Annotated in this window: 27 protein-coding genes; 6 read left to right on the forward strand and 21 right to left on the reverse strand. The window is 68.6% G+C overall.

Annotated features, from left to right (window positions below; translation table 11 throughout):
• Window positions 1–167: 167 nt before the first annotated feature.
• The 4 genes from OG921_RS00935 (at window position 168) to OG921_RS00950 (ending at window position 2,227) form a co-directional block, all read left to right on the forward strand.
• Window positions 168–380, forward strand: coding sequence for a BldC family transcriptional regulator (locus OG921_RS00935; protein WP_266110469.1), 213 nt, complete (start codon window positions 168–170; stop codon window positions 378–380).
• A gap of 94 nt (window positions 381–474) precedes the next feature.
• Window positions 475–1,386 (forward strand): phosphatase PAP2 family protein, encoded by a 912-nt coding sequence (locus tag OG921_RS00940; RefSeq protein ID WP_266110470.1) that lies wholly within the window; start codon window positions 475–477, stop codon window positions 1,384–1,386.
• Entirely contained in the window at window positions 1,383–1,961 is a 579-nt protein-coding gene (locus OG921_RS00945; protein WP_266110471.1) for a TetR/AcrR family transcriptional regulator, read from the forward strand. Before OG921_RS00940 ends, OG921_RS00945 begins: the two co-directional genes overlap by 4 nt.
• Before the next feature lie 71 nt (window positions 1,962–2,032).
• A complete protein-coding gene (locus OG921_RS00950; protein WP_266111007.1) occupies window positions 2,033–2,227 on the forward strand; it encodes a hypothetical protein in 195 nt (64 codons plus the stop codon).
• Window positions 2,228–2,238: 11 nt separating this feature from the next.
• Here the strand turns inward: OG921_RS00950 and ccsB are convergent, their stop codons facing one another.
• The 7 genes from ccsB to OG921_RS00985 are packed head-to-tail and all read right to left on the reverse strand — an operon-like array spanning window position 2,239 to window position 8,643.
• Window positions 2,239–3,207, reverse strand: coding sequence for a c-type cytochrome biogenesis protein CcsB (gene ccsB / locus OG921_RS00955; RefSeq protein ID WP_266110472.1), 969 nt, complete (start codon window positions 3,205–3,207; stop codon window positions 2,239–2,241).
• A complete protein-coding gene (locus tag OG921_RS00960; protein ID WP_266110473.1) occupies window positions 3,194–4,885 on the reverse strand; it encodes a cytochrome c biogenesis protein ResB in 1,692 nt (563 codons plus the stop codon). Before OG921_RS00960 ends, ccsB begins: the two co-directional genes overlap by 14 nt.
• Complete coding sequence (locus OG921_RS00965) at window positions 4,882–5,727, reverse strand: cytochrome c biogenesis CcdA family protein (protein WP_266110474.1); 846 nt, start codon at window positions 5,725–5,727, stop codon at window positions 4,882–4,884. The genes OG921_RS00960 and OG921_RS00965 overlap by 4 nt, the downstream gene beginning before the upstream one ends.
• Window positions 5,724–6,281, reverse strand: a complete 558-nt coding sequence (locus tag OG921_RS00970) for a TlpA disulfide reductase family protein (protein ID WP_266111008.1) — start codon at window positions 6,279–6,281, stop codon at window positions 5,724–5,726. The genes OG921_RS00965 and OG921_RS00970 overlap by 4 nt, the downstream gene beginning before the upstream one ends.
• Before the next feature lie 47 nt (window positions 6,282–6,328).
• Window positions 6,329–6,979: a histidine phosphatase family protein gene (locus tag OG921_RS00975; protein ID WP_266110475.1), complete on the reverse strand. Its 651-nt coding sequence runs from the start codon at window positions 6,977–6,979 to the stop codon at window positions 6,329–6,331.
• Entirely contained in the window at window positions 6,976–8,304 is a 1,329-nt protein-coding gene (hemL, locus tag OG921_RS00980) for a glutamate-1-semialdehyde 2,1-aminomutase (protein ID WP_266111009.1), read from the reverse strand. Before hemL ends, OG921_RS00975 begins: the two co-directional genes overlap by 4 nt.
• Before the next feature lie 54 nt (window positions 8,305–8,358).
• Entirely contained in the window at window positions 8,359–8,643 is a 285-nt protein-coding gene (locus OG921_RS00985) for a hypothetical protein (RefSeq protein ID WP_266110476.1), read from the reverse strand.
• Here OG921_RS00985 and OG921_RS00990 point away from each other — a divergent pair.
• On the forward strand, window positions 8,642–10,600 hold the full coding sequence (locus tag OG921_RS00990) for an acyl-CoA dehydrogenase (protein ID WP_266110477.1): 1,959 nt from the start codon (window positions 8,642–8,644) through the stop codon (window positions 10,598–10,600). The two genes, OG921_RS00985 and OG921_RS00990, sit on opposite strands and share 2 nt — an antisense overlap.
• Before the next feature lie 322 nt (window positions 10,601–10,922).
• On the opposite strand, the gene OG921_RS00995 is transcribed toward OG921_RS00990, so the two are convergent.
• The 12 genes from OG921_RS00995 to OG921_RS01050 all read right to left on the reverse strand — a co-directional run bounded on the left by OG921_RS00995 (window position 10,923) and on the right by OG921_RS01050 (window position 19,611).
• Window positions 10,923–11,204, reverse strand: a complete 282-nt coding sequence (locus tag OG921_RS00995; RefSeq protein ID WP_266110478.1) for a metal-sensitive transcriptional regulator — start codon at window positions 11,202–11,204, stop codon at window positions 10,923–10,925.
• On the reverse strand, window positions 11,201–11,482 hold the full coding sequence (locus OG921_RS01000; protein WP_266110479.1) for a hypothetical protein: 282 nt from the start codon (window positions 11,480–11,482) through the stop codon (window positions 11,201–11,203). The genes OG921_RS00995 and OG921_RS01000 overlap by 4 nt, the downstream gene beginning before the upstream one ends.
• Window positions 11,479–12,075 carry a hypothetical protein gene (locus OG921_RS01005; RefSeq protein ID WP_266110480.1) on the reverse strand — a complete coding sequence of 199 codons (597 nt, stop codon included), beginning with the start codon at window positions 12,073–12,075 and terminating at the stop codon, window positions 11,479–11,481. Before OG921_RS01005 ends, OG921_RS01000 begins: the two co-directional genes overlap by 4 nt.
• Window positions 12,065–12,469, reverse strand: a complete 405-nt coding sequence (locus OG921_RS01010; RefSeq protein ID WP_266110481.1) for a hypothetical protein — start codon at window positions 12,467–12,469, stop codon at window positions 12,065–12,067. The genes OG921_RS01005 and OG921_RS01010 overlap by 11 nt, the downstream gene beginning before the upstream one ends.
• Window positions 12,470–12,559: 90 nt before the next feature.
• Window positions 12,560–12,724, reverse strand: coding sequence for a hypothetical protein (locus OG921_RS01015; RefSeq protein WP_266110482.1), 165 nt, complete (start codon window positions 12,722–12,724; stop codon window positions 12,560–12,562).
• Window positions 12,725–12,771: 47 nt separating this feature from the next.
• Window positions 12,772–13,281, reverse strand: a complete 510-nt coding sequence (locus OG921_RS01020) for a hypothetical protein (RefSeq protein WP_266110483.1) — start codon at window positions 13,279–13,281, stop codon at window positions 12,772–12,774.
• Window positions 13,278–14,255: a porphobilinogen synthase gene (hemB, locus tag OG921_RS01025; protein WP_266110484.1), complete on the reverse strand. Its 978-nt coding sequence runs from the start codon at window positions 14,253–14,255 to the stop codon at window positions 13,278–13,280. Before hemB ends, OG921_RS01020 begins: the two co-directional genes overlap by 4 nt.
• 23 nt (window positions 14,256–14,278) lie before the next feature.
• Entirely contained in the window at window positions 14,279–15,856 is a 1,578-nt protein-coding gene (locus OG921_RS01030; RefSeq protein WP_266110485.1) for a bifunctional uroporphyrinogen-III C-methyltransferase/uroporphyrinogen-III synthase, read from the reverse strand.
• 100 nt (window positions 15,857–15,956) lie between these two features.
• Window positions 15,957–16,967 (reverse strand): hydroxymethylbilane synthase, encoded by a 1,011-nt coding sequence (hemC, locus tag OG921_RS01035; protein WP_266110486.1) that lies wholly within the window; start codon window positions 16,965–16,967, stop codon window positions 15,957–15,959.
• A complete protein-coding gene (locus tag OG921_RS01040; RefSeq protein WP_266110487.1) occupies window positions 16,964–18,409 on the reverse strand; it encodes a glutamyl-tRNA reductase in 1,446 nt (481 codons plus the stop codon). The genes hemC and OG921_RS01040 overlap by 4 nt, the downstream gene beginning before the upstream one ends.
• On the reverse strand, window positions 18,406–19,170 hold the full coding sequence (locus OG921_RS01045; protein WP_266111010.1) for a redox-sensing transcriptional repressor Rex: 765 nt from the start codon (window positions 19,168–19,170) through the stop codon (window positions 18,406–18,408). The genes OG921_RS01040 and OG921_RS01045 overlap by 4 nt, the downstream gene beginning before the upstream one ends.
• Window positions 19,171–19,353: 183 nt before the next feature.
• Entirely contained in the window at window positions 19,354–19,611 is a 258-nt protein-coding gene (locus OG921_RS01050; protein WP_266110488.1) for a glutaredoxin family protein, read from the reverse strand.
• Between the two features lie 69 nt (window positions 19,612–19,680).
• Here OG921_RS01050 and OG921_RS01055 point away from each other — a divergent pair, with 69 nt between their 5' ends.
• Complete coding sequence (locus tag OG921_RS01055) at window positions 19,681–20,721, forward strand: HAD family phosphatase (RefSeq protein WP_266110489.1); 1,041 nt, start codon at window positions 19,681–19,683, stop codon at window positions 20,719–20,721.
• Here OG921_RS01055 and OG921_RS01060 read toward each other — a convergent pair.
• Together OG921_RS01060 and OG921_RS01065 are read right to left on the reverse strand one after the other, a co-directional pair.
• The gene (locus OG921_RS01060; RefSeq protein ID WP_266110490.1) at window positions 20,687–21,937 is read right to left on the reverse strand and encodes an acyltransferase; all 1,251 of its coding nucleotides are present in this window, start codon (window positions 21,935–21,937) and stop codon (window positions 20,687–20,689) included. The genes OG921_RS01055 and OG921_RS01060 overlap by 35 nt on opposite strands.
• The gene (locus OG921_RS01065) at window positions 21,934–23,760 is read right to left on the reverse strand and encodes a hypothetical protein (RefSeq protein ID WP_266111011.1); all 1,827 of its coding nucleotides are present in this window, start codon (window positions 23,758–23,760) and stop codon (window positions 21,934–21,936) included. The genes OG921_RS01060 and OG921_RS01065 overlap by 4 nt, the downstream gene beginning before the upstream one ends.
• Window positions 23,761–23,832: the final 72 nt, after the last annotated feature.

A 23,832-nucleotide genomic window follows, 5' to 3' on the forward strand; every position in this document is an offset into this window, starting at 1 on the left:
GCCGCCGCGCCGCTTTGTCGCCGGGATCCACGCTTCGCCGGGCCGTCTCCCGGTATCCGTTTTGTCCATTACTTCCCCTTTACCTGAATTAGAGAGTTCGAGTACCTGCGGTCCCGAGTGCCACTATGGCGACGTCAACCGACCGTCTACCCCGGGGGTACGAACCAATGACCTCACCTGCGTTCCATGGTGGCCACGAAGCGCTCATGACACCTGGTCAGGTGGCAGCGCTTTTCCACGTGGATCCCAAGACCGTGACCAGGTGGGCGCTCGCCGGACGACTGAGTTCGCTGCGTACGCCGGGCGGACATCGCCGGTTCCGCGAGTCCGAGGTCATGAATCTGCTCGCGTCGCTCACCACCGAGGCGTCCGTCGGCTGAGTTCGTTCTCCAGTAGCTGAACAAACGTCCGGTAGGGAACTTACTTGCCGGACGGTTAACAGCAGGTGTAATTTCGGGTCCACAGGAGGGTCCGATGACACCAAGCGTCAGGTCATTCGACTCGGCCGACCGGCCGGGCCGCACGCCCACCGATAGCGTGCGTGGCAAGCCGGCGGAGCTCGTGCCACCCGATCTCCCGCTCACCGCCGGCGTGCGGGCCCCACACCCCCGGCGCACGGTCGGCGCAGCGCGGCGTCCCGCCTGGTGGTTAGAGATCGCACTGATCGCCGCTTGCTACGCGATATACAGCATGATTCGCAACCACGTCGGAAACGTGCGCGTTGCCGCCTACGCCAACGCGGACACGATCGGCCACATCGAGAACACGTTGGCGCTCGATGTCGAGCGCTTCCTCAACGACTGGCTGCACGGCAACCCCGTCTTCGCGGTACCGGCCTGCTTCTACTACGCCTCGTTGCATTTCGTGGTCACGCCGGCGCTGCTGATCTGGCTTTACGTTCGCCGCCCGCAGGTCTACCCCCGGGCACGCACCGTGCTCATGCTGGCCACCGGCGCTGCACTGATCGGGTTTTACCTGACCCCGACGGCGCCACCACGTCTCATCGGCGGTGCCTTCGGACTGCACGACATCATGGCCGAGTTCGCCGACTGGGGCTGGTGGCCCCCCAGCGGGGCGCCCGCCTCCGACGCGATCTCCAACCCGTATGCGGCGATGCCGTCCGTCCACTGCATGTGGGCGATCTGGGTCGGCCTCGTCATCTTCGCCTGTGCGCAACCGATCTGGGTTCGCGTGCTCGGACTGGCGCACCCCATCATCACCATCGTCGTGGTGATGGCGACCGGCAATCATTTCCTGCTCGACGCCGTCGCCGGTGCCGCGCTGTTGGCGATCGCACTCTCGGTCGTCGTACTGTTCGGGAAGCGGTCCCGTGCCCGGCAGCCCACCGAGGCCGACGAGACCGAGGACAGAGAATTCGCACGATGACCGCCCCATCGCCCACCAGGGAAGGCACCAGAGAGCGCATTCTGGCCGCTGCCGTCGACCTGTTCGCCGAGCATGGATTCGAGGCGACGTCGCTGCAGCAGATCGCCGATGTCCTGCCGGTGACGAAGGCGGCGGTGTACTACCACTTCCGGTCCAAGGACGACCTGCTCGCCACGCTCGTCGAGCCCGTTTTCGCCGACCTCGAAGCGCGCCTGCAGGCCGCCCAGATCGGCAAGCCCTCCCCCGCGGCGCGCCGTGCGGCACTGACCGGATTCCTCGACGGACTCATCGCGCACCACCAGATGATCGGTTTCATCACCCGCGATCCGGCGGTCCGCGCGAACCCGGTGGTGCTCGCCCGCGCCGAACGAATCCAGGACCGGATCGACACCGTGCTGCTCGGCGCCGACATGGACGAGCCCTGTCGGATCGTGGCCAGCATGGTGCTCGGCAGCATGTACAGCGCGGTCGTCGAACACGGCGACGCCGACCCCGCGCTGCTGCGGCCGATTGTCGTGGAATCCGTCGAGGCAATGCTGCGCACCGTGCGGCGGCGACCGAAAGTCGCACACTAATCCCACGTCGGACGACGTATGTGCCTTCTCGGCTGTGCGAGGGCTAGTCTCGGGTGTAGGAGGTGAGCGTCGTGATCTACCTGTTGGCCCTGATCGTGCTGGTGACGCTGGCGGTGTTGAGCTGGAAGGCGTTCGGTCCCCAGCTGCGCGCGCCGAGCGCGCCCAAGCGCGTCGTCGGACCGGAGGACGATCCCGACTTCATCTGGCGGATGTCGCGGCCGCGCCGGACGGACGGCACCGAGCCGGACAAGCGCGACCCGCAGTAGTCGCACACCGGCTAGTTCAGCCCCGCGTACGAGTGCAGCCCGGACACCACCATGTTGATGATGAACAGGTTGAACAACATCGCGGTAAACCCGGCGACGTTGATCCAGGCCGCCCGGGTGTCCCGCCAACCCGACGTCGCCCGCGCGTGCAGGTACGCCGCGTAGACCACCCAGGTGATGAACGACATCGTCTCCTTGGGGTCCCAGCCCCAGAACCGGCCCCAGGCCGCCTCGGCCCAGATCGCGCCGAGGATCACGCCCGCGCCGAACAGCGGGAAGCCGATGATCGTCGTCTTGTAGGCGAGCCGGTCGAGCGTGCGCGCATCCGGTAGCCGGCGCGCGATGGCACCGAGGCGACCGCGCTCCTCGCCCTCGGGCTGACGCAGCCGCAGCAGGAACAGCAGGCTCGCGATTCCGGAGACCAGGAAGATGCCGCTGCCGGTGCTGACGATGGTGACGTGGATCGGCAGCCAATACGACCGCAGCGCAGGCACCACCGGTGCGGCATCGGCGTAGAGCACCGTCGCGGCCAGGAACATCAACACCATCACCGGCACGAGCAGGAACACCCACATCGCGCGGTAGCGCTGACCACGCAGGAACACGAGCCCGACGATCATCGCCGCGGCGGTCGCCATGGTGACGAACTCGTACATGTTGCCGAGCGGGAAGCGGTGCGTGGCGAAGCCGCGCAGCACGATCGCGGACACGTGCAGCACGACGCCGACCACGAGCACCGCGTAGGCCATGTTGCCGAGCCGTTCGGACAGCGGTTTGCGCGGCTGCTCGATGATCCGCCCCGGCACACCGGCCGCGGGCGGCGCCGCTGCACCCGCGCCGACGAGTTCGCGCGCCTGGACCTGCTGCGACCGCGCCCCGGCGTACTGCCAGATCAGCAGGACGAACGCGATCAGGTACACCGCCCAGGCGGATTCGAATGCCAGGTCGCTGTATCCGGCGATGGTCTCATCGATCGGCATGGTGGTCCTTCTCCGCTTCGGTCTCAAGTAGGCGGCTGCGCAGCCGGTCGAACTCGTCGCCCCAACCGGCATGATCGGTCCGCGCGAGCCCGCCAAGCTCTACTACGGTACGTCGTGAATAGGTCGCTCCGCAGGCTCCGCTCCCGGGTGAATGGGGCTGCTCACCATCGGCCGGGTAAGCGCGCACCCAGATCCGGCGCCGCCGGATCAGCAGCGACACCAGCAGCCCGGCCATCATCGTCACCGCGCTGACCAGCACCCAGCCCTGCGCAGGGTCGTGCGACACCTGCAGGTTGACGAATTCCTTCGCGCCGTCGAAGCGCACCTGCGTGCCGTCCGGCAGCGTGGTGGCCTCCCCCGGCTTCAGGTTCACCCTGGCCTGCTTGATCAGCCGGTTCTGTTCGACGAGGTCCTTGTCCAGCGAGAACAGCGACTGCGGCTTACCGGTATCGAGGCCGGCGTCGCCCTTGTAGACATCCACCGCGACGGCCGGATCGGTCATCTTCGGGTACACCGAGGTGAGCAGCGAGCCGTGGAAGCTGGCGGTCGGCGCGAACAGGCCCTCGATCGCGATCTGCTGCTTGCGGCGCTCGTCGCCGTCCGGGTACATCCCGGCGGGCGGGTCGATCCGCAGCGCACCGCTGGACAGGAACGTGGTCGCGTCGTCGGGCCGCCACTGCACCGTCTCGGTGCGGGTCTCGCCGTTCGGGAACGTCACGGTGAACGTCGGCGCGTACCCGTGGCCCTGCAGATACACCCGGTCGCCTGCCACCCGCAGCGGGTGGTTCACCTGCAACTTGTCGTCGCGCCAGGTGTTGGATACCAGATCGTCCCCGGCCTGGTACTGAATGTTCGAGGTGAACATCTCGGCCTGGCCGTTCTCGAGGTAGTCGGCCTGGAAGTCCTTGACCCGGACGCAGACCGGCGTCATTCCGGTGCCGTCGCGGACATTGCCCGCACGGAACGAGTCGAACGCCGCGGGCGAAGTGGAACAGAAACCCGGGCCGTCGTCGGCGATCACGATGACGCTGCCCTCGTAGCCGAACAGCTTGCCGACCGCGATCGACACCAGCAGCGCCACCAGTGCGAGATGGAACACGAGGTTGCCGAGTTCGCGGGTGTAGCCCTTCTCCGCGGACAGCGTCACCTCGCCCGAATGCGCGGACCGCGCCGTTCCGCGACGCACCACCGTGCGCCAGCCGCGCAGACGGGCGCGGATCCGCTCGACGACCTGCTCGGGCGTTTCGTCGACGCCTGCCTCGAAGTGGTGCGGCAGCCGAGCCAGGTTGCGCGGCGTCGGTACCGGATCGGTGCGCAGCGCACGGTAGTGGTCGAGGCAGCGCGGCAGGATGCAGCCGACCAGCGACACGAACAGCAGCACGTAGATCGCGGTGAACCAGAAGCTGGAGAACACATCGAACAGCTCGAGCCGGTCCATCCACGGACCGAGCGTCGGCCGGTTGGCGATGTACCGGTCGACCTTCTGCGCGTTGAGGCTGCGCTGCGGCAACAGCGCGCCGGGGATCGCGGCCAGCGCGAGCAGGAACAGCAGCGCCAGTGCGGTGCGCATGCTGGTGAGCCCGCGCCAGGTGTTGCGCACGAACGCGAAAATCCGGCCGAACAGCGACTGGCGCCGCGGCGGGGTGGGAGCGCTCGGCGGCGCTTGCACGGTCGTCATATCGGCAGCGTCACCTCCGACACGAACCCGTCGCGGATCCAGCCGACGAAGTCGTCCCACACGCCGGTGACCAGCGCGACGCCGACGCACACCAGCAGCACGCCGCCGACGACCTGAATCGTGCGCGCGTTGCGCCGCAACCAACCGACGCCGCGCAACGCACTCACCGAACCGAACGCGAGGATCACAAAGGGCAGGCCGAGCCCGAGGCAGTACGCGACGATCAGTGCGACGCCGCGAGCCGCGGTGGTGCCCTCGGTGCCGGCGGCCACGGACATCACGCCCGCCAGTGTCGGCCCGAGGCACGGCGTCCAGCCCAGGGCGAACACCGCGCCGAGCAGAGGTGCGCCGGCCAGGCCGGTCAGCCGGCGCGGTTCCATCCGGGTGTCGCGCTGTAGCGCCGGGATCAGGCCGATGAACACCAGACCCATCACGATGGTGACGACGCCGCCGATACGTTGCAGCACTTCGCGATTCACCGCAAGCGTCTGGATGAGTCCGAACACCGATGCGGTGGCGAGCACGAAAACGACGGTGAACCCGGCGACGAATAATCCCGCCGCACCGGCCACCCGCATGCGGCCGGATCGGACCGCCGTCGCCGTGCCTCTGGGGCGCTCCGCAGGCTCCGCGCCTGTATTACCCCGCTCCGCGACCGTCACCGGTGGTGCGTCGGCACCGACGACGCCGGCGAGATACGACAGGTAACCCGGCACCAGCGGGATGACGCACGGCGACGCGAACGACACGAGACCCGCGAGCACACAGGCACCGAGCGCGAGCAACAGCGGCCCGTCGGCCGCCGCGCTCTGGAAACTGTCCCCGATGCCCGCGAGGTTCACGAGCTCTGCTCCGCCGCCACCCGGGTGACAACCGGCTCGAGGTCGTCGGCGAGCAGCTCGCGCAGGAACACCGCCGCAACCCGATGCTCCTTGTCGAGCACGAGCGTGGTTGGCACGACGCTGGTCGGGAAATTGCCGCCGAGCGCGATCAGGGTGCGCATCGACGGGTCGTAGATGGACGGGTAGCCGATCGCATTGTCGGTGACGAAGTCGCGCGCCTTGTCCTGCTGGAAATCACGAACGTTGATGCCGAGGAAGGCCACCCCGGAATCCTTGGTGTCCTGGTAGACCTGCTCGAGGTCATCGGCCTCGCCACGGCACGGTCCGCACCACTGGCCCCACAGGTTGATGACGACGGCCTTGCCCGCGAAGTCGTCGAGCGACACCGTCTTGCCGTCCTCGGTGAGGCTGGGCCCGGCGAGGTCGCCGAGCGTGCCGCGGGTCTCCGGCGGGTTGTAGAAGATCTCGGTCTTGCCGCCCGGGGACACGAAATCGAACGTGCCGCCCTGAGCGACGGCGTCGGAGCCGGTCGAGCAGGCCGGGACAGCGCCCATCGCGACGGCTGCGACAAGCGCAGCCACCGTTCGACGGCGAATCCTGGTCACGCCCCGGTCACCCTCGGATCCGACTGGCCGGCCGGCTCGGAGTAGACGATGTCGACGAGCGTGTCGCCGAGATAGACGAGCGAGGTGAGCGACGCGAGCGAGCACTGCCGCTGGCGCGGGTCGTGCCACAGCCGCTGGCCCTGCAGGAATCGGCGCAGTGTCCACACCGGGAGCTGATGCGAGACGACGACCGCCTCGTGCCCGGCGGCCTCGGCACGTGCCTTGTTCACCGCGGCCAGCATGCGGTGCGCGATTTGCAGGTACGGCTCGCCCCAGGACGGGGTGAACGGGTCGCGCAGCTTCCACCAGTGCCGCGGCTTGCGCAGCGCACCGTCACCGACGGAGACGCGCAGGCCCTCGAACGTGTTGCCCGCCTCGATCAGGTCCTCGTCGGTCTCCACCGACAGCCCGTGCGCGGCGGCGATCGGCGTCGCCGTTTCCTGCGCGCGCTCGAGCGGCGAGGCGATCACATGGGTGATGTCGTGGCCTGCGAGCGCCTTGGCCACCGCGGCGGCCTGTGCGCGGCCGGTCACCGACAGCGCGAAGCCGGGCAGCCGGCCGTAGAGGATCCCGCGCGGGTTGTGCACCTCGCCGTGCCGCAGCACGTGCACGATCGTGCGCAGTTGCTCGGACTTGGGTTCGGTCACGACGTCGTTCCTTCGGGTTCGGGAGCTGTTGCAGCAGCAGCCGCTGCGGCGGGCAGTGCGTCGGCGATTCGCTCGAACGCCGCGTCGTCGAGCGCGGCGGAAACGAACCAGGCCTCGAACGCGCTCGGCGGGGCGTACACGCCGCGCTCGAGCAGCGCGTGGAAGAACGGAGCGAATCGCCAGGTCTGCGCCGCCTTCGCCGAGGCGTAGTCGGTCACCGGCTTGGCCGAGAAGAACACGCTCACCATGTTGCCTGCGAACTGCACCCGGTGGGGCACGCCTGCGGCGCTGAGCGCCGATCCGAGCAGGTCACCGAGGCGGAAGGCGTTGGCATCGAGTTTCGCGTAGACGCTGTCGTCGGCGGCGCGCAGCGTGGCCAGGCCGGCCGCGACGGCCACCGGATTACCCGACAACGTGCCCGCTTGATAAACCGGGCCGGCCGGGGCGAGGTGGTTCATGATGTCGGCACGGCCACCGAATGCCGCTGCGGGCAGCCCGCCACTCATCACCTTGCCGAAGGTGTACAGATCGCCCGCGACGCCGTCGATGCCGAACCAGCCGGATCGGCTCACCCGGAAGCCGGTCATCACCTCGTCGACGATGAGCAGCGCATCGTGCGCATTGGCCAGGCGGCGCAGGCCCTCGTTGAAGCCGGGCTCCGGCGCGACCGCGCCCATGTTTCCTGCTGCGGCCTCGGTGATGATCGCGGCGATCTGTCCGTGGTTGGCGGCACAGGCCTGTGCGACCGCGTCCAGATCGTTGTAGGGCACGACGATGGTCTCGCCGGCCTGCGCGCCGGTGACACCGGGCGAGGTCGGCAGCCCGAGCGTCGCGACACCGGAGCCCGCGTCGGCGAGCAGCGCGTCGACGTGACCGTGGTAGCAGCCGGCGAACTTGATGATCTTCGTCTTGCCGGTGAATCCGCGGGCGAGCCGGATCGCGCTCATCGTCGCCTCGGTGCCGGAGTTCACCAGCCGGACCTGCTGCACCGGGTCGACCCGCGCGATGATCTCCTCGGCGAGTTCGACCTCTCCGACGGTCGGCGCGCCGAAGGACAGACCGCCGGTGGCGGCCCGCTGCACGGCCTCGACGACGGCGGGATGCGCGTGGCCGAGAATCATCGGACCCCAGGAGCAGACCAGGTCGATGTAGGAGTTACCGTCAACGTCGGTCAGCGTCGCGCCGGCGGCCTTGGCAATGAACCGCGGCGTCCCCCCGACCGCCGAAAACGCGCGGACCGGCGAATTGACTCCGCCGGGAATCACCGCACTGGCCCGCTCGAACAACTCGGCCGACTTCGTGGAACTGAAAGACACGACTTCCAGTGTCTCAGTCGATGGCAAATCGGAAACGACAGGGTGTAGTGGTCTGGGCCACGCTCAGTGGCGCAGCGCGTAGGTCAGGCGCCGAAGAAACGATTTCCGGCGCTGCGCAGCCTGGAACACGGCATCTTCTTCGAGGATTTTTGTGGCGGAAGCCACCCGCTCGCGGGCCTGCGCCACGGCCATGGACGTACGCGTCGTACAGCCGTGCGGCGCGTTGCTTGGACACAGGCCACCGAGGCCATCGGCGAAGACCGCCGCGGTCTGCGCGCGAACTGATCGTCGTCCGCCGAACGCCGATTTGGTTTCGACGCCTTCGCCCGTGGGGATACCGTCGGGCATGGCCATCACCCGCGAACCGACGCTGACCACCGCGGATCATCTACGCCGCACGCTCGATGGAGCGTGGCACGACACGAAGGAAAAGGTCCGCGTCGATCTGAACCGCGATGAGTTTCTCCCGCATTACACCCCGGACCTCGCCGAGGCGCGCGCCAAGACACTGGAGCAGATGGCGCTGCTCACCGCAGCGGGCAACGCCGCCAACGGTTTCCGGATCGAGCACGGTGGCACCGGCAATGTTGGCGCGGCCGTGACGAGCATCGAGTTGCTCGCCATGTCGGACCTGTCGTTGATGGTGAAGGCCGGCGTGCAGTGGGGCCTGTTCGGCGGCGCGGTCGAGAACCTCGGTACCGAGCGGCACCACACGCGCTACGTCAAACCGACCATCGATCTCGACCTGCTCGGCTGCTTCGCGATGACCGAGACCGGGCACGGCAGCGACGTGCAGTCCCTCGAGACCACAGCGACCTACGACCCCGACGCCGCGGAGTTCGTCATCCACTCCCCGACCCCGTCCGCGCGCAAGGACTACATCGGCGGTGCGGCCCAGCACGCGACGATGGCGGCAGTGTTCGCGCAACTCCTGGTGCCCGGCACCGACGGCGAGGAAACCGAATCGAAGGGTGTGCACTGTCTCCTCGTACCGATCCGCGATGAGGAGGGCAATGACCTGCCCGGTGTCACCACCTCGGACTGCGGGCACAAGGGCGGTCTGCCCGGCGTGGACAACGGTCGCATCGTCTTCGATCACGTCCGTGTACCGCGCGAGAACCTGCTCAACCGCTACGGCGACGTCGATGAGGACGGCAACTACACCTCGCCGATCGACAATGTCAGCCGGCGGTTCTTCACCATGCTCGGCACGCTGGTCCGTGGCCGGATCACGGTCGGCGGCTCGGCTGCGGCCGCAGCGCGGGTGGCCCTGACCATCGCCACCAAGTACGCGTTGCAGCGCAGGCAGTTCAGCTCACCGGAGGGCGACACTGAAATCGCGATCATGGACTACCTGGCCCATCAGCGACGGCTGCTGCCGCTGATCGCGCAGGCCTATGCGCTCGCGTTCGCGCAGAACGAGCTGGTCTCCACCCTCGACCGGTTGCAGACCTCGCCCGACCAGGACCCGCAGGCGCAACGCGAACTGGAGAACCGCGCCGCCGGGCTGAAGGTAGCCAACACCGCCTTCGCGACGAGGGCCATCCAGGAATGCCGCGAGGCGTGCGGCGGCGCCGGCTATCTGATGGAGAACCGGCTCGTCGCACTCAAGGCAGACACCGACGTCTTCACCACGTTCGAGGGCGACAACACGGTGCTCACCCAGCTCGTCGCGAAGGAGCTGCTCACCGGCTACGCCGACGAGGTGCAGGGCATGAGCCCGGTGGAATGGATGCGGTTCGCCGTGGACACCGTCGGTGATGTCGTCAAGAAGCGCACCGCCGCAACGCAGATCATCCAGACGCTGCTCGACACCCGCCAGGACAACGAGGAAGAGGGCAGCCTGTTCAACCGCGGCACCCAGCTCGACATGTTCGGCGAGCGCGAGGAGTACCTGCTCGCCAGCGCGGCGCGCCGGCTTCAGGGCGCGTTCAAGCGCGAGGACGATCCGTTCGACGCGTTCAACTTCGTCCAGGACCATGTGCTCGAGGCGGCGCGCGCGCATATCGACCGGGTGGTGCTCGAGGCCTTCGTCGCCGGTATCGACGAGTGCGAGGACGAAACCGCCAAGGAACTGCTCGGCGAACTCTGCGACATCTACGCGCTGACCGTCATCGAGGACAACAAGGCCTGGTTCATCGAACACCGGCGGCTGTCGGTGGAACGCGCGAAGGCCGTGACCCGCGGCGTCAACGAGCGCTGCCGCTCGCTACGGCCGCACGTCGACACGATCGCCACCGGACTCGGCGTGCCGGAATACCTGCTCGGTGCCGCTCTGCTCGACGGCCCGGGCACCGACGGCTGACGGGCGCAGGCCGCGCACTTTGACGGGGGGTGCGCGGCCCGCCCCGATGCCGTGTTGATCTGGCCGCCGGCCCGTGTTGATCTGGCCTCCGACACGCCGAGAACTGAGGCCATTCGCTCGTGATCAACTCGGGACGGGGGCCACCGGCTCGTGATCAACAAAGGGCGTAGGGGCGCGGTGGCGAAGGCTGACTAGCCCGCGGGCTTGACGAGCAGCACCTGATCCGTACCACCACCGTTGTCGGTGGTGAGCAGGAACGAGCCATCGCCGAGCGCGGTTGTGGACTGCAGCCGACCGAACTCGACGAAATACGCCGGAGCGATCAGGAGCGAACGAGACGCGCGATCGCCTCGGAGGCCTCCTTCACCTTCGCGTCCGCGTTCGGCCCGCCCTGTTTCGCGGCCTCGACCACGCAGCCGGCGAGGTGGGCGTCGAGCAACTTGAGCGAGACCGACTGCAGCGCGCTGGTCACCGCCGACACTTGCGTCAGGACGTCGATGCAGTACCGATCCTCGGCGACCATCCGGGAGATACCGGCGACCTGACCTTCGATCCGACGAAGCCTTTTGAGCAATTCGTCCTTCTCCGGCGAGTAGGAGTTCATCTCTCCACGGTACCCCCGGCGGGTACTCCCGGCCGGGTTTCCGAGCTGGTGCGCAGCCGCCGAACGAGGTCGATCACCAGCACTCCGGCCAGCGCGACCGATACCGACGCCGCGATGATCCACGGCCCGGAGTAATAGGTGCTGTCGAAGGCAGGCCCGTCCTCCCGGACCGGCCCGAAATGCGTCACCTGCACGCCGGCCTGCCAGCAGAACACCGTCAGAACCAGCAGTCCGACCGACCCCACCACCTCGGCGACCACCACCGTGCGGCGGATCATTCGGCGGCCTCGTCATCGGGCAGGTTGGCCGGTTCGTCCACACTCGGGGCCGGTTCCTCGCGGCGGGGTTCGTCGTGCCGCGGGGCCGACTCGGCACGCCAGTGGTCACCGGTGCCACCGAGGGCGGCGACAAGCGCCAGCCGCAGCATCGTCTCGTCTTTCGCCCAAGCGCGCACCAGCCGTCCACGCTTCAACTGCAGGCCGATCGGATTGCGCCGACGCGGCACCTCGGCCAACTCACCGAGCGTGCGCGCGGTCTCCCAGGGCGCGAACTGCCGGGAGGTCTCGTCGCGCGGCCCGAACACCTCGACGATGTGGCGCAGCGGTAGCTCCTCGGTGCCATTGCGCAGCACCTCGGGGGTGAGCACGACGCTCGCGTGTCTGCGCGCGGCGACGATCTGTACCGACACCGCGGCGGCCAGGACGGCGGCACAGATCGGCAACGTCAGCCAGTGCACCCCGGACCCGGTGGAGAGTTCGACGATCAGCACGACCAGGCACAGCAGCGGCCCGTAGCCGGCCACGCGCCAACGCGCCCCCGGCTCGGCGAACAGCACGATCGGCGGCGTGCCGTCGGGCCCGTCATTGGACACGGTGGAACCAGGGCGCAGCGGCCGGACGATAGACAAGGAACGTGGCGACCAGCATCGCCACCGCGACGATCACCAGCGGGAAGTACGCGATGCCGATGGTGGTGGTCACGACCAGCATGAATGCGAACACCACCGAGAGGACGGCGAGCGCGCGCCGCATCCGGGCTTTCCCCTTGCGGACCTGCCCGACCAGCGCCGCGATGACCAGCCCGACGACGATGGTGATGCCGCCGAACCCGCGAATGAGGGTGAGCGCGGCATCGACGTCGGCGTCGGGGTTTTTGTCCAGCATGGACTCGCGCGTCGCATCGCCGGCGATGAATAACGCCATGACACCGAAGAACACCAGCGCAGCGGCGGCGACGATCCAGACCCAATACGCGGCGGTCACCACGTTCGGACGCTGCGGAGACTCCAGAGGACTGGCAGAAGACGACACGGAACTATCCTGCGTGACGCATGCGGTGCGGAATGAGGCGGGGGGTCAGCCGACCAGGCTGGGAACCAGCAGCACGGCGACGGTGATCAGACCGAACAGGATCATCAAGGTCAGGAACACCACTTCACGTCGTGCACTGTGCCTCTGCTCGATCACAACCCGCATACCGCCGTGCTCCTCCCGGATACCACATCCTGTGATGGTCTTCACACAATCACATCGATACCCACTACACAAATCTTCAATCGCTGCGCTGATCAGCGCACCGGAGGTCCCGGCAGGAAGTAGGAATTCGACTCTCGGCGATGCATCAGGACAATCGCGCCGGCCGCCGCGACCCCACCGAGGATGGCCAGCCCGCCCGCCAGCACCGCGACCGCGCCGGTCGCGGTGCCCAGGCCGAACACCGACGGCACGGCGAGCACGACGAGAAACGAACCGAGCACAGTGAGAATCGTGCGGGCCCAGCCACGGCCGCGCCGCATCTGATACGCGACCACGAGCACCACGGTGCAGACCACCACGCCGATAACGACCGCGATCAACAGCCCGGCGTACAGAAACAGCTCCGCGGTGCTGCGAGTCAACGCAAATTCGGCATCGCGGCGGGCCATATCCGAGAGCAGCTGATCGACGAGTGCGTCGCGGTCACCGATCGCACCGAGCAGCGCGCAGAGCAACTGCGCGAAGCCGAACCCGGCCACCAGCCACCACAATTGGAACGCAGTAACGACATCGTCCGGCGTCGGCCGTGGCGGTTGGGTCACGAGAGTCGGCGCGCGACTTCGGCGGCCCAATACGTCAGCACGATGTCCGCACCGGCGCGACGAATACCAAGCAGCGATTCCAGCACCGCGGCATCCCGGTCGATCCAGCCGTTCTGGGCCGCGGCCGTGATCATCGAGTACTCGCCCGAAATCTGGTATGCCGCAACGGGAACCGTCGAACGGTCGGCGACGTCACGGAGGATGTCGAGATAGGCCATCGCCGGCTTCACCATCACGATGTCGGCGCCCTCGACGAGGTCGAGATCGACCTCGCGCACCGCTTCGCGACGGTTCGCCGGATCCTGCTGATAGGTACGCCGATCGCCCTGCAGCGATGAGCCGACCGCCTCCCGGAACGGCCCGTAGAACGCCGAGGCGTACTTCGCGGCATAGGCGAGGATCCCGGTGTCGATGTGGCCTGCTTCGTCCAGAGCGGACCGGATCACGCCGACCTGCCCATCCATCATCCCGCTCGTACCGAGCAGCACGGCACCCGATTCGGCTTGGGCCAGAGCCATATCCACGTAGCGTCGCAGCGTCGCGTCATTGTCGACCGAGCCGTCGGCGGCGAGCACGCCACAGTGACCATGGTCGGTGAACTCGTCGAGGCAGGTGTCGGCCATGACGACCGTGTCGGCACCGACCTCGGCACGCAGCGCCGCGAGGCCACGGTTGAGAATGCCCTCGGGCGCACTGGCCAAAGTGCCGTCGGCGTCCTTGTCGTCGGGGCGCGGCACCCCGAACAGCATCAGACCACCCACCCCGGCGTCCACCGCATCCACGGCGGCCTTGCGCAGCGAATCGAGCGTGTGCTGTACCACGCCGGGCATCGAGGAGATCGGACGCGGCTCCGTGATGCCGTCGGCGACGAACATCGGAAGCACGAGATGCCTTGGCTCCAGCGATGTTTCGGCGACGAGACGGCGCATTGCAGCGCTGCCGCGCAACCGACGGGGACGATCGGCAGGAAACACGGGCCTCCTTGGAGTGCCGAACGTCAGCGGCGGCGGCTCTTCTTACGCGGCGGCGGCAACAGACCTTCGGCGCGCAACCGGGAAGCGTGCTCGGCGAGCGCCTCGACCAACGGGCCGACCTGCGCGGTCTCCGGCTGCACATCCACGCGCAGACCGAATTCCGTTGCCGTCTCGGCGGTCTTGGGACCGATACACGCAACGATGGTGCGCGCGTGCGGCTTCCCGGCGATGCCGACGAGGTTGCGCACCGTCGAGGACGAGGTGAACAGCACGGCGTCGAATCCACCGGTCTTGATCATCTCGCGGGTCTCGGCCGGCGGCGGCGCCGCACGCACGGTACGGTACGCCGTCACATCGTCGATCTCCCAGCCCCGCTCGCGCAGACCCTCGGCGAGGGTTTCCGTCGCAATGTCTGCGCGCGGCAACAGAATTCGGTTGACCGGGTCGAAGATCTCGTCGTAGTCCGCGAACTCGTCGAGCAGGCCGAGACTGGACTGCTCACCCTTGGGAACCAGTTCGGGCTTGATACCGAAGGAGCGCACCTTGTCCGCGGTCGCCTCACCGACGCAGGCGATCTTGACACCGGAGAACGCGCGGGCATCGAGACCGAACTCGGCGAACTTCTCCCACACCGCCTTCACGGCGTTGGTCGAGGTGAACACCACCCACTGGTAGCGGCCGTCGACCAGGCCCTTGACCGCGCGCTCCATCTGCGCGGGACTGCGCGGCGGTTCGACCGCGATGGTCGGCACCTCCATCGGGATCGCGCCGTGCGTGACCAGTCGCTCGCTCATCTCGGCGGCCTGATCCTTCGTGCGCGGTACGAGCACGGTCCAGCCGTACAGGGCGCGCGACTCCCACCACGACATCTTCGCGCGCTGGCCGACGATCTTGCCGACGGTGACGACCAACGGCCCGACCAGTTCGGAGGCGGACTCGTTGAGCGTGGCGAGAGTGGCTTCGACAGTGCGCTGCTGACGCGTCGTCCCGCGCACGGTCACCGCGACCGGGGTCTGCGGGGCCAGGCCATGTTCCACCAGTGCACTGGCGGTCTCGGCGAGATGACCCGAGGTCGCATGCAGCACCAGCGGTCCCGGTGCCGCGGCGAGCGAGGCCCAGTCGACCTCACCGCGCACATCGGCCTCGGTGTGCCCGGAGCCGAGTGCGAGCCCGGCGTAGGCGGGCACCGCGGTACCCGACGACAGCCCGGGCAGCGCCTCGAACTGCACGTGCGCCCTGGCGACCGCGTTGACCTCGGCGATCACCGAGTCGGTGGTGAGCGGGTCACCGGAGACGACCCGGACCACGTCATGGCCGTTGCGGGCCTCGGCGACCAAGGTCTTGGCCACCTCGGCTGGATCGCCGAGCGCGGGACGGATATCGGCGACGAGTTCCTCGCCGTCGGCCGTCTCGCCGTGTGCCTCGGGGTCGATCGCGGTGCCGATGAGGGCGACGACGCCCCTGTCGACATCCGGGTCCGTGAAGGCAAGTACTGCCTGTGTCAACACCTCGCGTGCGCGCACGGTCAGCAGCGCGGGGTCGCCCGGTCCCGATCCTACGAAGAGGATCCGTCCGGTCGTGTGCTTACGTGCTCGGCTCATCGGTGGTTCTCCAGTGCATTTCCAGCGTCCAGCTTGATGCGGTCGGTTCTTGGGGTCTGGGGCCATCGGCGTTTTCGCCGGTGACCCCGTGGTAGGTCGGTCATGTCGCACCCCCGCTCGCGCCCGACGATTCGGTTCGGACGCCCATCAGTTCGTGTGCGCCGAGGTCGATCAACTCGCGCGCGACGGCACGGCCGAGACCGGCGGCGTCGGTGAGTGGGCCAACCCCGGATGCGCGCAGCACGTCACTGCCGTCCGCGGCGGCGGCACAACCGCGCAGCGAGATCTCCTCGAACACCCGACCGTCGTCGTCGAGTGATTCGACGACCTCGGCGAGTGCGCCGACCGGTGCGGTGCAGCCTGCTTCCAATTCGGCCAGCAGCGCGCGCTCGGCGATCACCGCGGCGCGCGTCGACTCGTCGTCGAGCGCACCGAGAGTGGCCACCAGGTCGGGTTCGTCGCTGCGGCACTCCACCGCGAGCGCTCCCTGCGCGGGCGCGGAAAGCAACTGCACCGGCTCCAGCGCCTCGGTTACTTCGTCGGCGCGGCCGATCCGGCACAGACCGGCCCTGGCCACCAGCACGGCGTCGAGTTCGCCGTCGGCAACTTTGCGCAGCCGGGTGTCCAGGTTGCCGCGCAGCGGCACGACCTCGAGACCCAGGCCGAGGGCGAGCAGTTGTGCGACCCGGCGCGGCGCCGAAGTGCCGATCCGCGAGCCGGCGGGCAGTTCGCCGAGCACCAGCCCGTCGCGGGCCACGAGCGCGTCGCGCGGATCCTCGCGGGGCGGGATCGCGGCGATCGTGAACCGCTCGTCGGGAGCGGTCGGCAGATCCTTGAACGAGTGCACCGCGATATCGATGTTCCCGGCCGCGAGTTCCTCGCGCAGCGCGGTGGTGAACACCCCGACGCCGATCTCCGCGACCGGCGCGGCGGACGCGTCGCCCGCAGTGCGCACGATGGTCAGCTCGGCCGCGTGTCCGGCCGCGATCAGCGCATCGCGCACGGTGCCCGCCTGCGTGGTGGCGAGCTGGCTACCGCGCGTGCCGATGCGCAGCACCCGGCCGGTATTCCCCGGGCGAGGGCCGGAGGCCGTTTCGGTGTACGTGCTCACGGAGTGTGACCCCGATCGTCGTGCAGTCCACCCGTGGTGAAGTCGTCGGCGAGGTCGGCGGCGCGGAATTCGCCCGAAACGGCGGTGAGAAATTCGTCGCTCGCAGCAGTCCGGATCTCCATCGGCGCGGCCACTGCCTCCGCCGCGCCGGGCTCGAGGGCGAACAGCTCGCGCAGTGCCTCGGCGTAGCTGTTGCCGCCCGGCGTGGATGCGAGCTGCTTCACCCGCACGGTCGGTGCGTGCAGCAGTTTGTCGACCACGCGGCGCACGGTGCGGGCGACCTCGTCGCGCTGCGGGTCGTCGAGGTTGGGTAGCCGAGATTCGAGGCGGAACAGTTCGGCTTCGACCACTTCGGCGGCCCGCTGCCGCAGGGCGGTGACGGTCGGGGTGACTTCGGCCTGGCGCTGTCCGGTCAGATACGCGGAGAGTTCTTCGGCGACGATCGCCCGTGCGGCCTCCGCGTCGGCCGCGGCGGCACCGGCGGCGGGATCGCGTTGCAGCGTCTCCATGTCGATGACGGAGACGCCGGGCAGGCCGCCGACGGCGCGTTCCACGTCGAACGGCAGGCCCAGGTCGCAGATCACCAGCGGTCGAGATACGGCGTCGCGCTGCGACAACGCGCGGTGCGCGTCGCCGATGGTGACCACCGCACCCACCGCGCCGGTACAGGTGACCAGGACGTCGGCGGCCGAAATTGCGTCGGCAAGGTCGGCGAGGTCGATCACGGACGACTCGACGCCGTTGGCCACGGCGGTCGCAGCGAGACGTTCGGCGCGCTCGCGGGTGCGGTTCACGATGATGATGCGCCCGATTCCGGCGCGGGTGAGATGTGCGACCGAAAGTCCACCCATCGAGCCCGCACCGATCACCGCGGCGGTCCGGCCTGCCAGCCCGGTGCCGGTCTGGCGCACGAGCGAGCGATCGGCCCGGTCCAGCGCGACGGACACCACCGAGGCTCCGGCCGAATCGATCCCGGTCTCGGAGTGCACCCGCTTGCCGACTCGCAGCGCCTGCTGCGCGAGTTCGTGCATGACGCGCCCGGCGGCCTGCTGCGCATCCGCGGCGGCGTAGGCGGCGCGGATCTGACCGAGGACCTGCTGCTCGCCGACGACCATCGAATCCAGGCCACTGGCCACGGCGAACAGGTGCTCGGCCGCAGCCTCGCTGTAGCGCACGTAGGCGTGCCGAGTGAGATCCGCCATCGCCATCCCGGAATGCTGGGCGAGCAACTCGCCGACCACGGCGAGCGCGGCGTGGAAGGCGTCGACGACCGCGTACACCTCGACGCGGTTGCACGTCGAGACGATCATCACCTCGGAGATGTGCCCCGAGGCGAGCATTCGGTCGGTGAGCTTCGGCCGATCGGTTTCGGTGATCGCCACCTTCTCCAGCACTGCCACAGGCGCACTGCGATGGGAAATCCCGACGAGGAGAACACTCATGGTGTGGCCACCGCCCCCTTGGTCGCTGGCGCCGCCCCCGTTGGCGACGACAGTGATCGTTCTGGCGCAGAGCGCCCAGACTGTTGCGAATTACGTGCGCTGATAAACGACAGCAACTGCAGCTCCACCGCAAGATCGACGCGACGGATATCGACTTGGTCCACGGCGGGCGCGCTCACCTGCGCGAAGCTCAGAACGCGCCGAACACCGGCCGCGACGAGCTGATCGCACACTTCCTGAGCGGCATCGTCCGGTACCGCGATGACACCGATGGTGGGTTCGAGATCGGCGCACTCCGACTTCAGGTCGTACACGTCGTGCACCTCGAGCCCGGCGACCTCGGTGCCGATCACCTCCGGGTCGACGTCGAACAGACCGACGATGCCGAAACCTCGGCGACCGAACCCGCCATAACCGGCGAGCGCGCGACCGAGATTGCCGATGCCGATGAGCACGACGCGGTGGCCCTGGCCCATGCCGAGCGCACCCTCGATGCGGGCGCGCAGCCGGTCCACGCCGTAGCCGACACCGCGCACTCCGTTGGGGCCGAGGAACGACAGGTCTTTGCGTAATTTCGCCGAACCGACACCCGCCGCAGCGGCGAGTTCCTCGCTCGATACGATTTGCGTCCCCTCATCGGCGAGGGCGCCGAGCACGCGCAGGTAGATCACCAGTCGGGCAACCGTGGCCTGCGGGATGTCCTTCTGATCGCCGGTATCGGCCTGCCGATAGCGCAGAGCCTCGGGAGAAACGCCGGGCACCCTCGGCGTCTCGTCGCGCTCTGTCACTTCGGTGGCTCCTCGTGCGGCCGTGGAAAATGGCCGGGTTCCGCTCGGCAATCCGGGATTGTTCACACCACGGTAACTGCTTGTGAACCGCTGCACAAAGTCGGTGAAATCCGCCACTACCAGGACCGGCCCATCCGGGCGCGAGCGGGGGTGCGCTCAACGCGCCAGGTCGGCCCGCAATCGCCGCTCGTCGACCTCGAAGTAACTGTGCTCACGATCGTCGAGCAGAACCACCGGCAGGCGGTCGCCGAATTGCGCCCGTAGCGCGGGGTTCGTACCGGCGACATCGTCTACGTCGACAGTGCCGACCTCGACCCCGAACTCGGCGCAGATCCCGCGCAACTGGTCGAGCGCCCGGGTGCACAGACCGCAACCGGCGCGGGTGAGCAAGGTAACGGTGTGCCCGACTGTCATGCCTTTCACTGTGCCACCCCGTTTGCGCGGTCGGGATAGTGTGGTCGCGTAGATCAGCGAGGTCGCGGGATGGTGCCGCGGCAAGTGGAGGTGCAGGTGCCGGAGCGACCGGAATCCAAGGTGTCGGGCCTGCTGCCGGCGGGATTCGTGCCCGGCCGATTCGGAGCGCGACCGCTCGTCGGTGGCCGCAATCGCAACCCCTTCCGGCCGAGTGACGCCGAGGTCCGGGCCAACCTTGCCGGTGAGGCGAGCGCGGACGTGGCCCATGCGCTGCACGAGGCCGAGGAGAGTTCGACCGAACCCGCGGACGACGAACCCGCCCCACCCCCCGACCTCACCGCCGCGGCCTTCTTCGACGTCGACAACACGATGGTGCAGGGCGCCTCGATCATCCACTTCGCTCGCGGCCTGGCCGCGCGCAAATACCTCAAGACCTCCGACCTGGTCGACTTCGCATGGAAGCAGGTCAAATTCCGGGTCTCCGGCAAGGAGAACAGCGAGGACGTGGCCAGCGGTCGGGAAAAGGCGCTGACGTTCATCGCCGGCCGCTCCACCGCCGAACTCGCCCGGCTCGGCGAGGAGATCTACGACGAGATCATCGCCGACAAGATCTGGCCCGGCACCCGTGCGCTCGCCCAGATGCACCTCGACGCAGGGCAGCAGGTGTGGCTGGTCACCGCGACCCCGGTGGAGCTGGCCCAGGTGATCGCCAAGCGGCTCGGTCTCACCGGGGCGCTCGGCACCGTCGCAGAGAGCAAGGACGGCCTCTTCACCGGCCGCCTCGTCGGCGACATCCTGCACGGCGCGGGCAAGGCGCACGCGGTGCGCTCGCTTGCGATCCGCGAAGGCCTGAACCTCAGGCGCTGCACGGCCTACTCGGACAGTTACAACGACGCGCCGATGCTGTCCCTGGTCGGCACCGCGGTCGCCATCAATCCGGACTCGGACCTACGCGAACTCGCCAAGAACCGAGGCTGGGAGATCCGTGATTTCCGCACCGCTCGCAAGGCGGCGAAGATCGGCGTACCGACCGCCCTCGCCTTGGGCGCGGCCGGTGGCGCGGTCGCAGCGGTGATCACCCGGCGTCGGGAGCATCTGCTCGCGAGCTGACATTCGCGCGCTGCGGAATTAGCAAGCGTCCGCCGTGCCAATGCGGTGGCCGCAAGCGTCCGCCGGTCGGAATCCAGCGCCCGAGCGCGCGGTGCAGCCCCGCCGCGAGCGGCACCGAGATCGCCAGCGTGACGAAGAACGCGACCAGGGTCGAACCCTGAAACGGCTTGTACCCCAGCACATCCACGACGAGTTCGAGCACCATCACGTGCACCAGGAACAGCTCGTAGGAGATCTCTCCCAGCCACACCACGGGCCGTCGGCTGCACAGCCAGCCGACCGGCCCCGGGTCGTCGCCGATCACCAGCGGCGCCATCAGCCCGAACGCAATGACGAGGTACAGCGCGGACTTGATGATCGCCGCCCCCGGATCCTGCGGGGTGATCGTCGCCTCACCGCCCAGCGGCGTACAGGCCATGAAGAACGCCACGGCGGCAAAAAGCAGCAGCAGGTACGGGTTGACCGCGCGCACCAACCACTGCGCCCGCCCTCGGCCGGCGTGGTGTGCGGCGAGCGCGAGCAGCATGCCGCCGGCGAACCACGCCATGAATCCGGGCAGCCACAGCCGCGCCGTGAAGTCGATCGAATCGTTCTCCAGAGTGAACAGATGCCACAGCGGCGTGACCAGCATCAGCGCGCACAGCAGCGCCGTCAGCCGGATCGGGTGCGGGCCACCGCGACAGACCACGCGCACGGCGAACCAGCCGATCAACGGCAGCACGACGTAGAAGCTGGCCTCCACGGCGAGGCTCCACGTCTGGGTGAGCCCGAGGTGCAGGTGCCCGAACCCGTAGATCTGGGTGAGCGTCATGTTTCGCAGATAGCCGTCGAAACCGCCGCCGATCGGGCCCGGGTCGCGGACCAGGTAGATCAGGTAAACGACGGTGACGACGAACCAGTACGCGGGCAGCACCCGGCGGGCGCGGTGGCGTAGGTACTCCGTCGTCGACGGCAGCGGCCGGGCTCGCTGGGCAGCACGCACCCAGCCGCGGAAGAGCAGGAACCCCGAGAGCATGAAGAACATCGTGACGCCGACCTCGAGCCGCGAGAAGAACCCGCCGAGCAAGTCGTTGGTATAGCGCCCGGTCCAATACCCCGCATGCGCGAGGACCACGAGCAGCGCCGCGATGGCGCGGATTCCGGTCAACGCGGCGATCCGCTCGGCTGCGCGATGGCTGGGTGTGTCGGGGCCGGGGTTGCCGACCGGAGTCCTCACGCCGGATCCTGCGTCGGTGTGACGGTGCCGATCGGACCCGCACCGATGCACAGCGACAATCCGGGCGTGCGCGGCTGCACGGCGAGGTGGTAGCCGCGGCCGGCGACGCGGACGAACACCTGATTCAGCCCGGCCGCGACGGCCACCTCGACCGGCGCACCGTCGGGAAGTCCCACTTCGATGGTGCCGTCCCGGTCCGCGAAGTAGTTCAGCTGCGCAGTCCAGCCCCAGTTCAGCAGCGGCCCGTCGAGCGGCAGCTCGGTCACCGGTGCGTCCTGTCCCGGGGCCCCGGCGGGAACCCGGAAACCACAGTCCGGCTCGGGGCCCTGCGGAATCGCCCTGGTCCAGGTCACGACCGCCTCGACCATCCGGCCGGAATCGTCCAATTTCCGCAGCTGTGGGGTGGAGGTGGTGAACTCGGGCCGATCCGGCAGGGCATCGAACACGCTGCTGACCATGTTGGAGGGGTACGCGACGGGGAGCAGCACCCAGATCGACACGGGTTCGTCGAGCAGCGGCACGTCCCGGTGCGTAGCGAGCGCGACGCGTGCGTTGGCGAGATAGTCGGTGGTCGGGTTGTTGCGCCACGCGCGCTGGAAGCTCACCGACGAGACGACACTGCCGATGGTGAACACGACCACGAGCGCGGCCACCGCGATGGTTCGCGCTCGGGGATCAGCCGCCGGCCGCGGCACCGTGACACCCGCCCGCATCGGTGCGCGCACGGTCAGCGCCAGCGCGATCGCGATGATCACCGCCGCGTCGGCGACGTAGCGCAGTGTCTGTCCGAGCTCGTAGGCCGTGCCGTCGCTGGACCGGGTGACGATCATCGCGGCCTCGCACACCGCGACGTAACCGGCCACTCCGAGCCACACCGCCACGGCGCCGCGCTTGTAGTAACAGGCCGCCGCCACTGCGACCACGACCACCGCCAGGGCAAGCCACACCAGCGCGCCCGGTGGACTCGCCCACGGCGGGCTCGGTGGCCAGCGGTCCCACCGCAGCGGCCCGCCGACCGCGGCCGGGAACAGTCCGAGCGCGGTGGTGTGCCAGATCAATCCGGGAACGCCGGACAAGTGCGCGAACATCGGCCGCGACTCGACGATCGTGAGGTAGAGCACCGTCCAGCAGCCCAGCAGCGCCGCGCACGGAATCCACAGCGCCCGTCCCGCACGCAGCACCGTACGCACCGGCCTGCTACGGCCGTCGATCCGCGCGCACAACGCCACCACCGCAAACGCGACGAACGGCACGAGCACCGACTTCTCGAAAAAGGCGAGCGACAGCGCGAACACGATCACACCCGAGGCCGCATACCGGCACCGGCCGGTGCGTGCCAACAGCAGCGCATCGCCGGCCACCCAGGCGAGCGCAAACTGCATCGGCAGCGAGTTCAGCGCCGCCGCCCACCAGGCGAACGACGGCAGGGTCAGCGGCGAGAAGAGATAGAACGCGAACACCGCGAGCAGCGCCGGTCGGGCCCCGAGCAACAGCCGGAGCAACCGCAGCACGGCCAACCCGGCGGCGGCTTGCATGGCGACCAGTGTCACCGCCGGCCAGACCCATTGCAGCGGCGCGAGCTTGGTGGTGATCGCGGCGACGAAGAACGCGGCGGGCATGAAGTGCCCGTCATGATCGCGCAGCAGCAGGTCCGCGGAGAACAGCCCGTTCGAAGATCCGCGCCCGACCAGGATCAGATCGTCCCAGTAGAAGTCACCGTTAGCCGCGATCACGCCTCGAACCAGAAGCGCCCCACCGAGCAGCGCGAGCGCCGCGACCAGGACGGATCGTTCGGATAGCTGCCGACGCGAGCGCCCTTCCACCGCGGATCGGTCTTCGAGGGTCAGGACGGACTGCACCGACACACCATCTCATCGACCCCGCGGCGGACCGGC

The organism is Aldersonia sp. NBC_00410, from assembly GCF_026342035.1.
Classification (GTDB): Bacteria; Actinomycetota; Actinomycetes; order Mycobacteriales; family Mycobacteriaceae; genus Aldersonia.

Coding starts and splice junctions, on each gene's coding strand:
- OG921_RS00935 (WP_266110469.1), top strand. CDS start 168: ATGACCTCACCTGCGTTCCATGGTGGCCACGAAGCGCTCATGACACCT.
- OG921_RS00940 (WP_266110470.1), top strand. CDS start 475: ATGACACCAAGCGTCAGGTCATTCGACTCGGCCGACCGGCCGGGCCGC.
- OG921_RS00945 (WP_266110471.1), top strand. CDS start 1,383: ATGACCGCCCCATCGCCCACCAGGGAAGGCACCAGAGAGCGCATTCTG.
- ccsB (WP_266110472.1), bottom strand. CDS start 3,207: ATGCCGATCGATGAGACCATCGCCGGATACAGCGACCTGGCATTCGAA.
- OG921_RS00960 (WP_266110473.1), bottom strand. CDS start 4,885: ATGACGACCGTGCAAGCGCCGCCGAGCGCTCCCACCCCGCCGCGGCGC.
- OG921_RS00970 (WP_266111008.1), bottom strand. CDS start 6,281: ATGGGCGCTGTCCCGGCCTGCTCGACCGGCTCCGACGCCGTCGCTCAG.
- OG921_RS00990 (WP_266110477.1), top strand. CDS start 8,642: ATGGCCATCACCCGCGAACCGACGCTGACCACCGCGGATCATCTACGC.
- OG921_RS00985 (WP_266110476.1), bottom strand. CDS start 8,643: ATGCCCGACGGTATCCCCACGGGCGAAGGCGTCGAAACCAAATCGGCG.
- OG921_RS00995 (WP_266110478.1), bottom strand. CDS start 11,204: ATGAACTCCTACTCGCCGGAGAAGGACGAATTGCTCAAAAGGCTTCGT.
- OG921_RS01000 (WP_266110479.1), bottom strand. CDS start 11,482: ATGATCCGCCGCACGGTGGTGGTCGCCGAGGTGGTGGGGTCGGTCGGA.
- OG921_RS01030 (WP_266110485.1), bottom strand. CDS start 15,856: ATGAGCCGAGCACGTAAGCACACGACCGGACGGATCCTCTTCGTAGGA.
- OG921_RS01040 (WP_266110487.1), bottom strand. CDS start 18,409: ATGAGTGTTCTCCTCGTCGGGATTTCCCATCGCAGTGCGCCTGTGGCA.
- OG921_RS01050 (WP_266110488.1), bottom strand. CDS start 19,611: ATGACAGTCGGGCACACCGTTACCTTGCTCACCCGCGCCGGTTGCGGT.
- OG921_RS01055 (WP_266110489.1), top strand. CDS start 19,681: ATGGTGCCGCGGCAAGTGGAGGTGCAGGTGCCGGAGCGACCGGAATCC.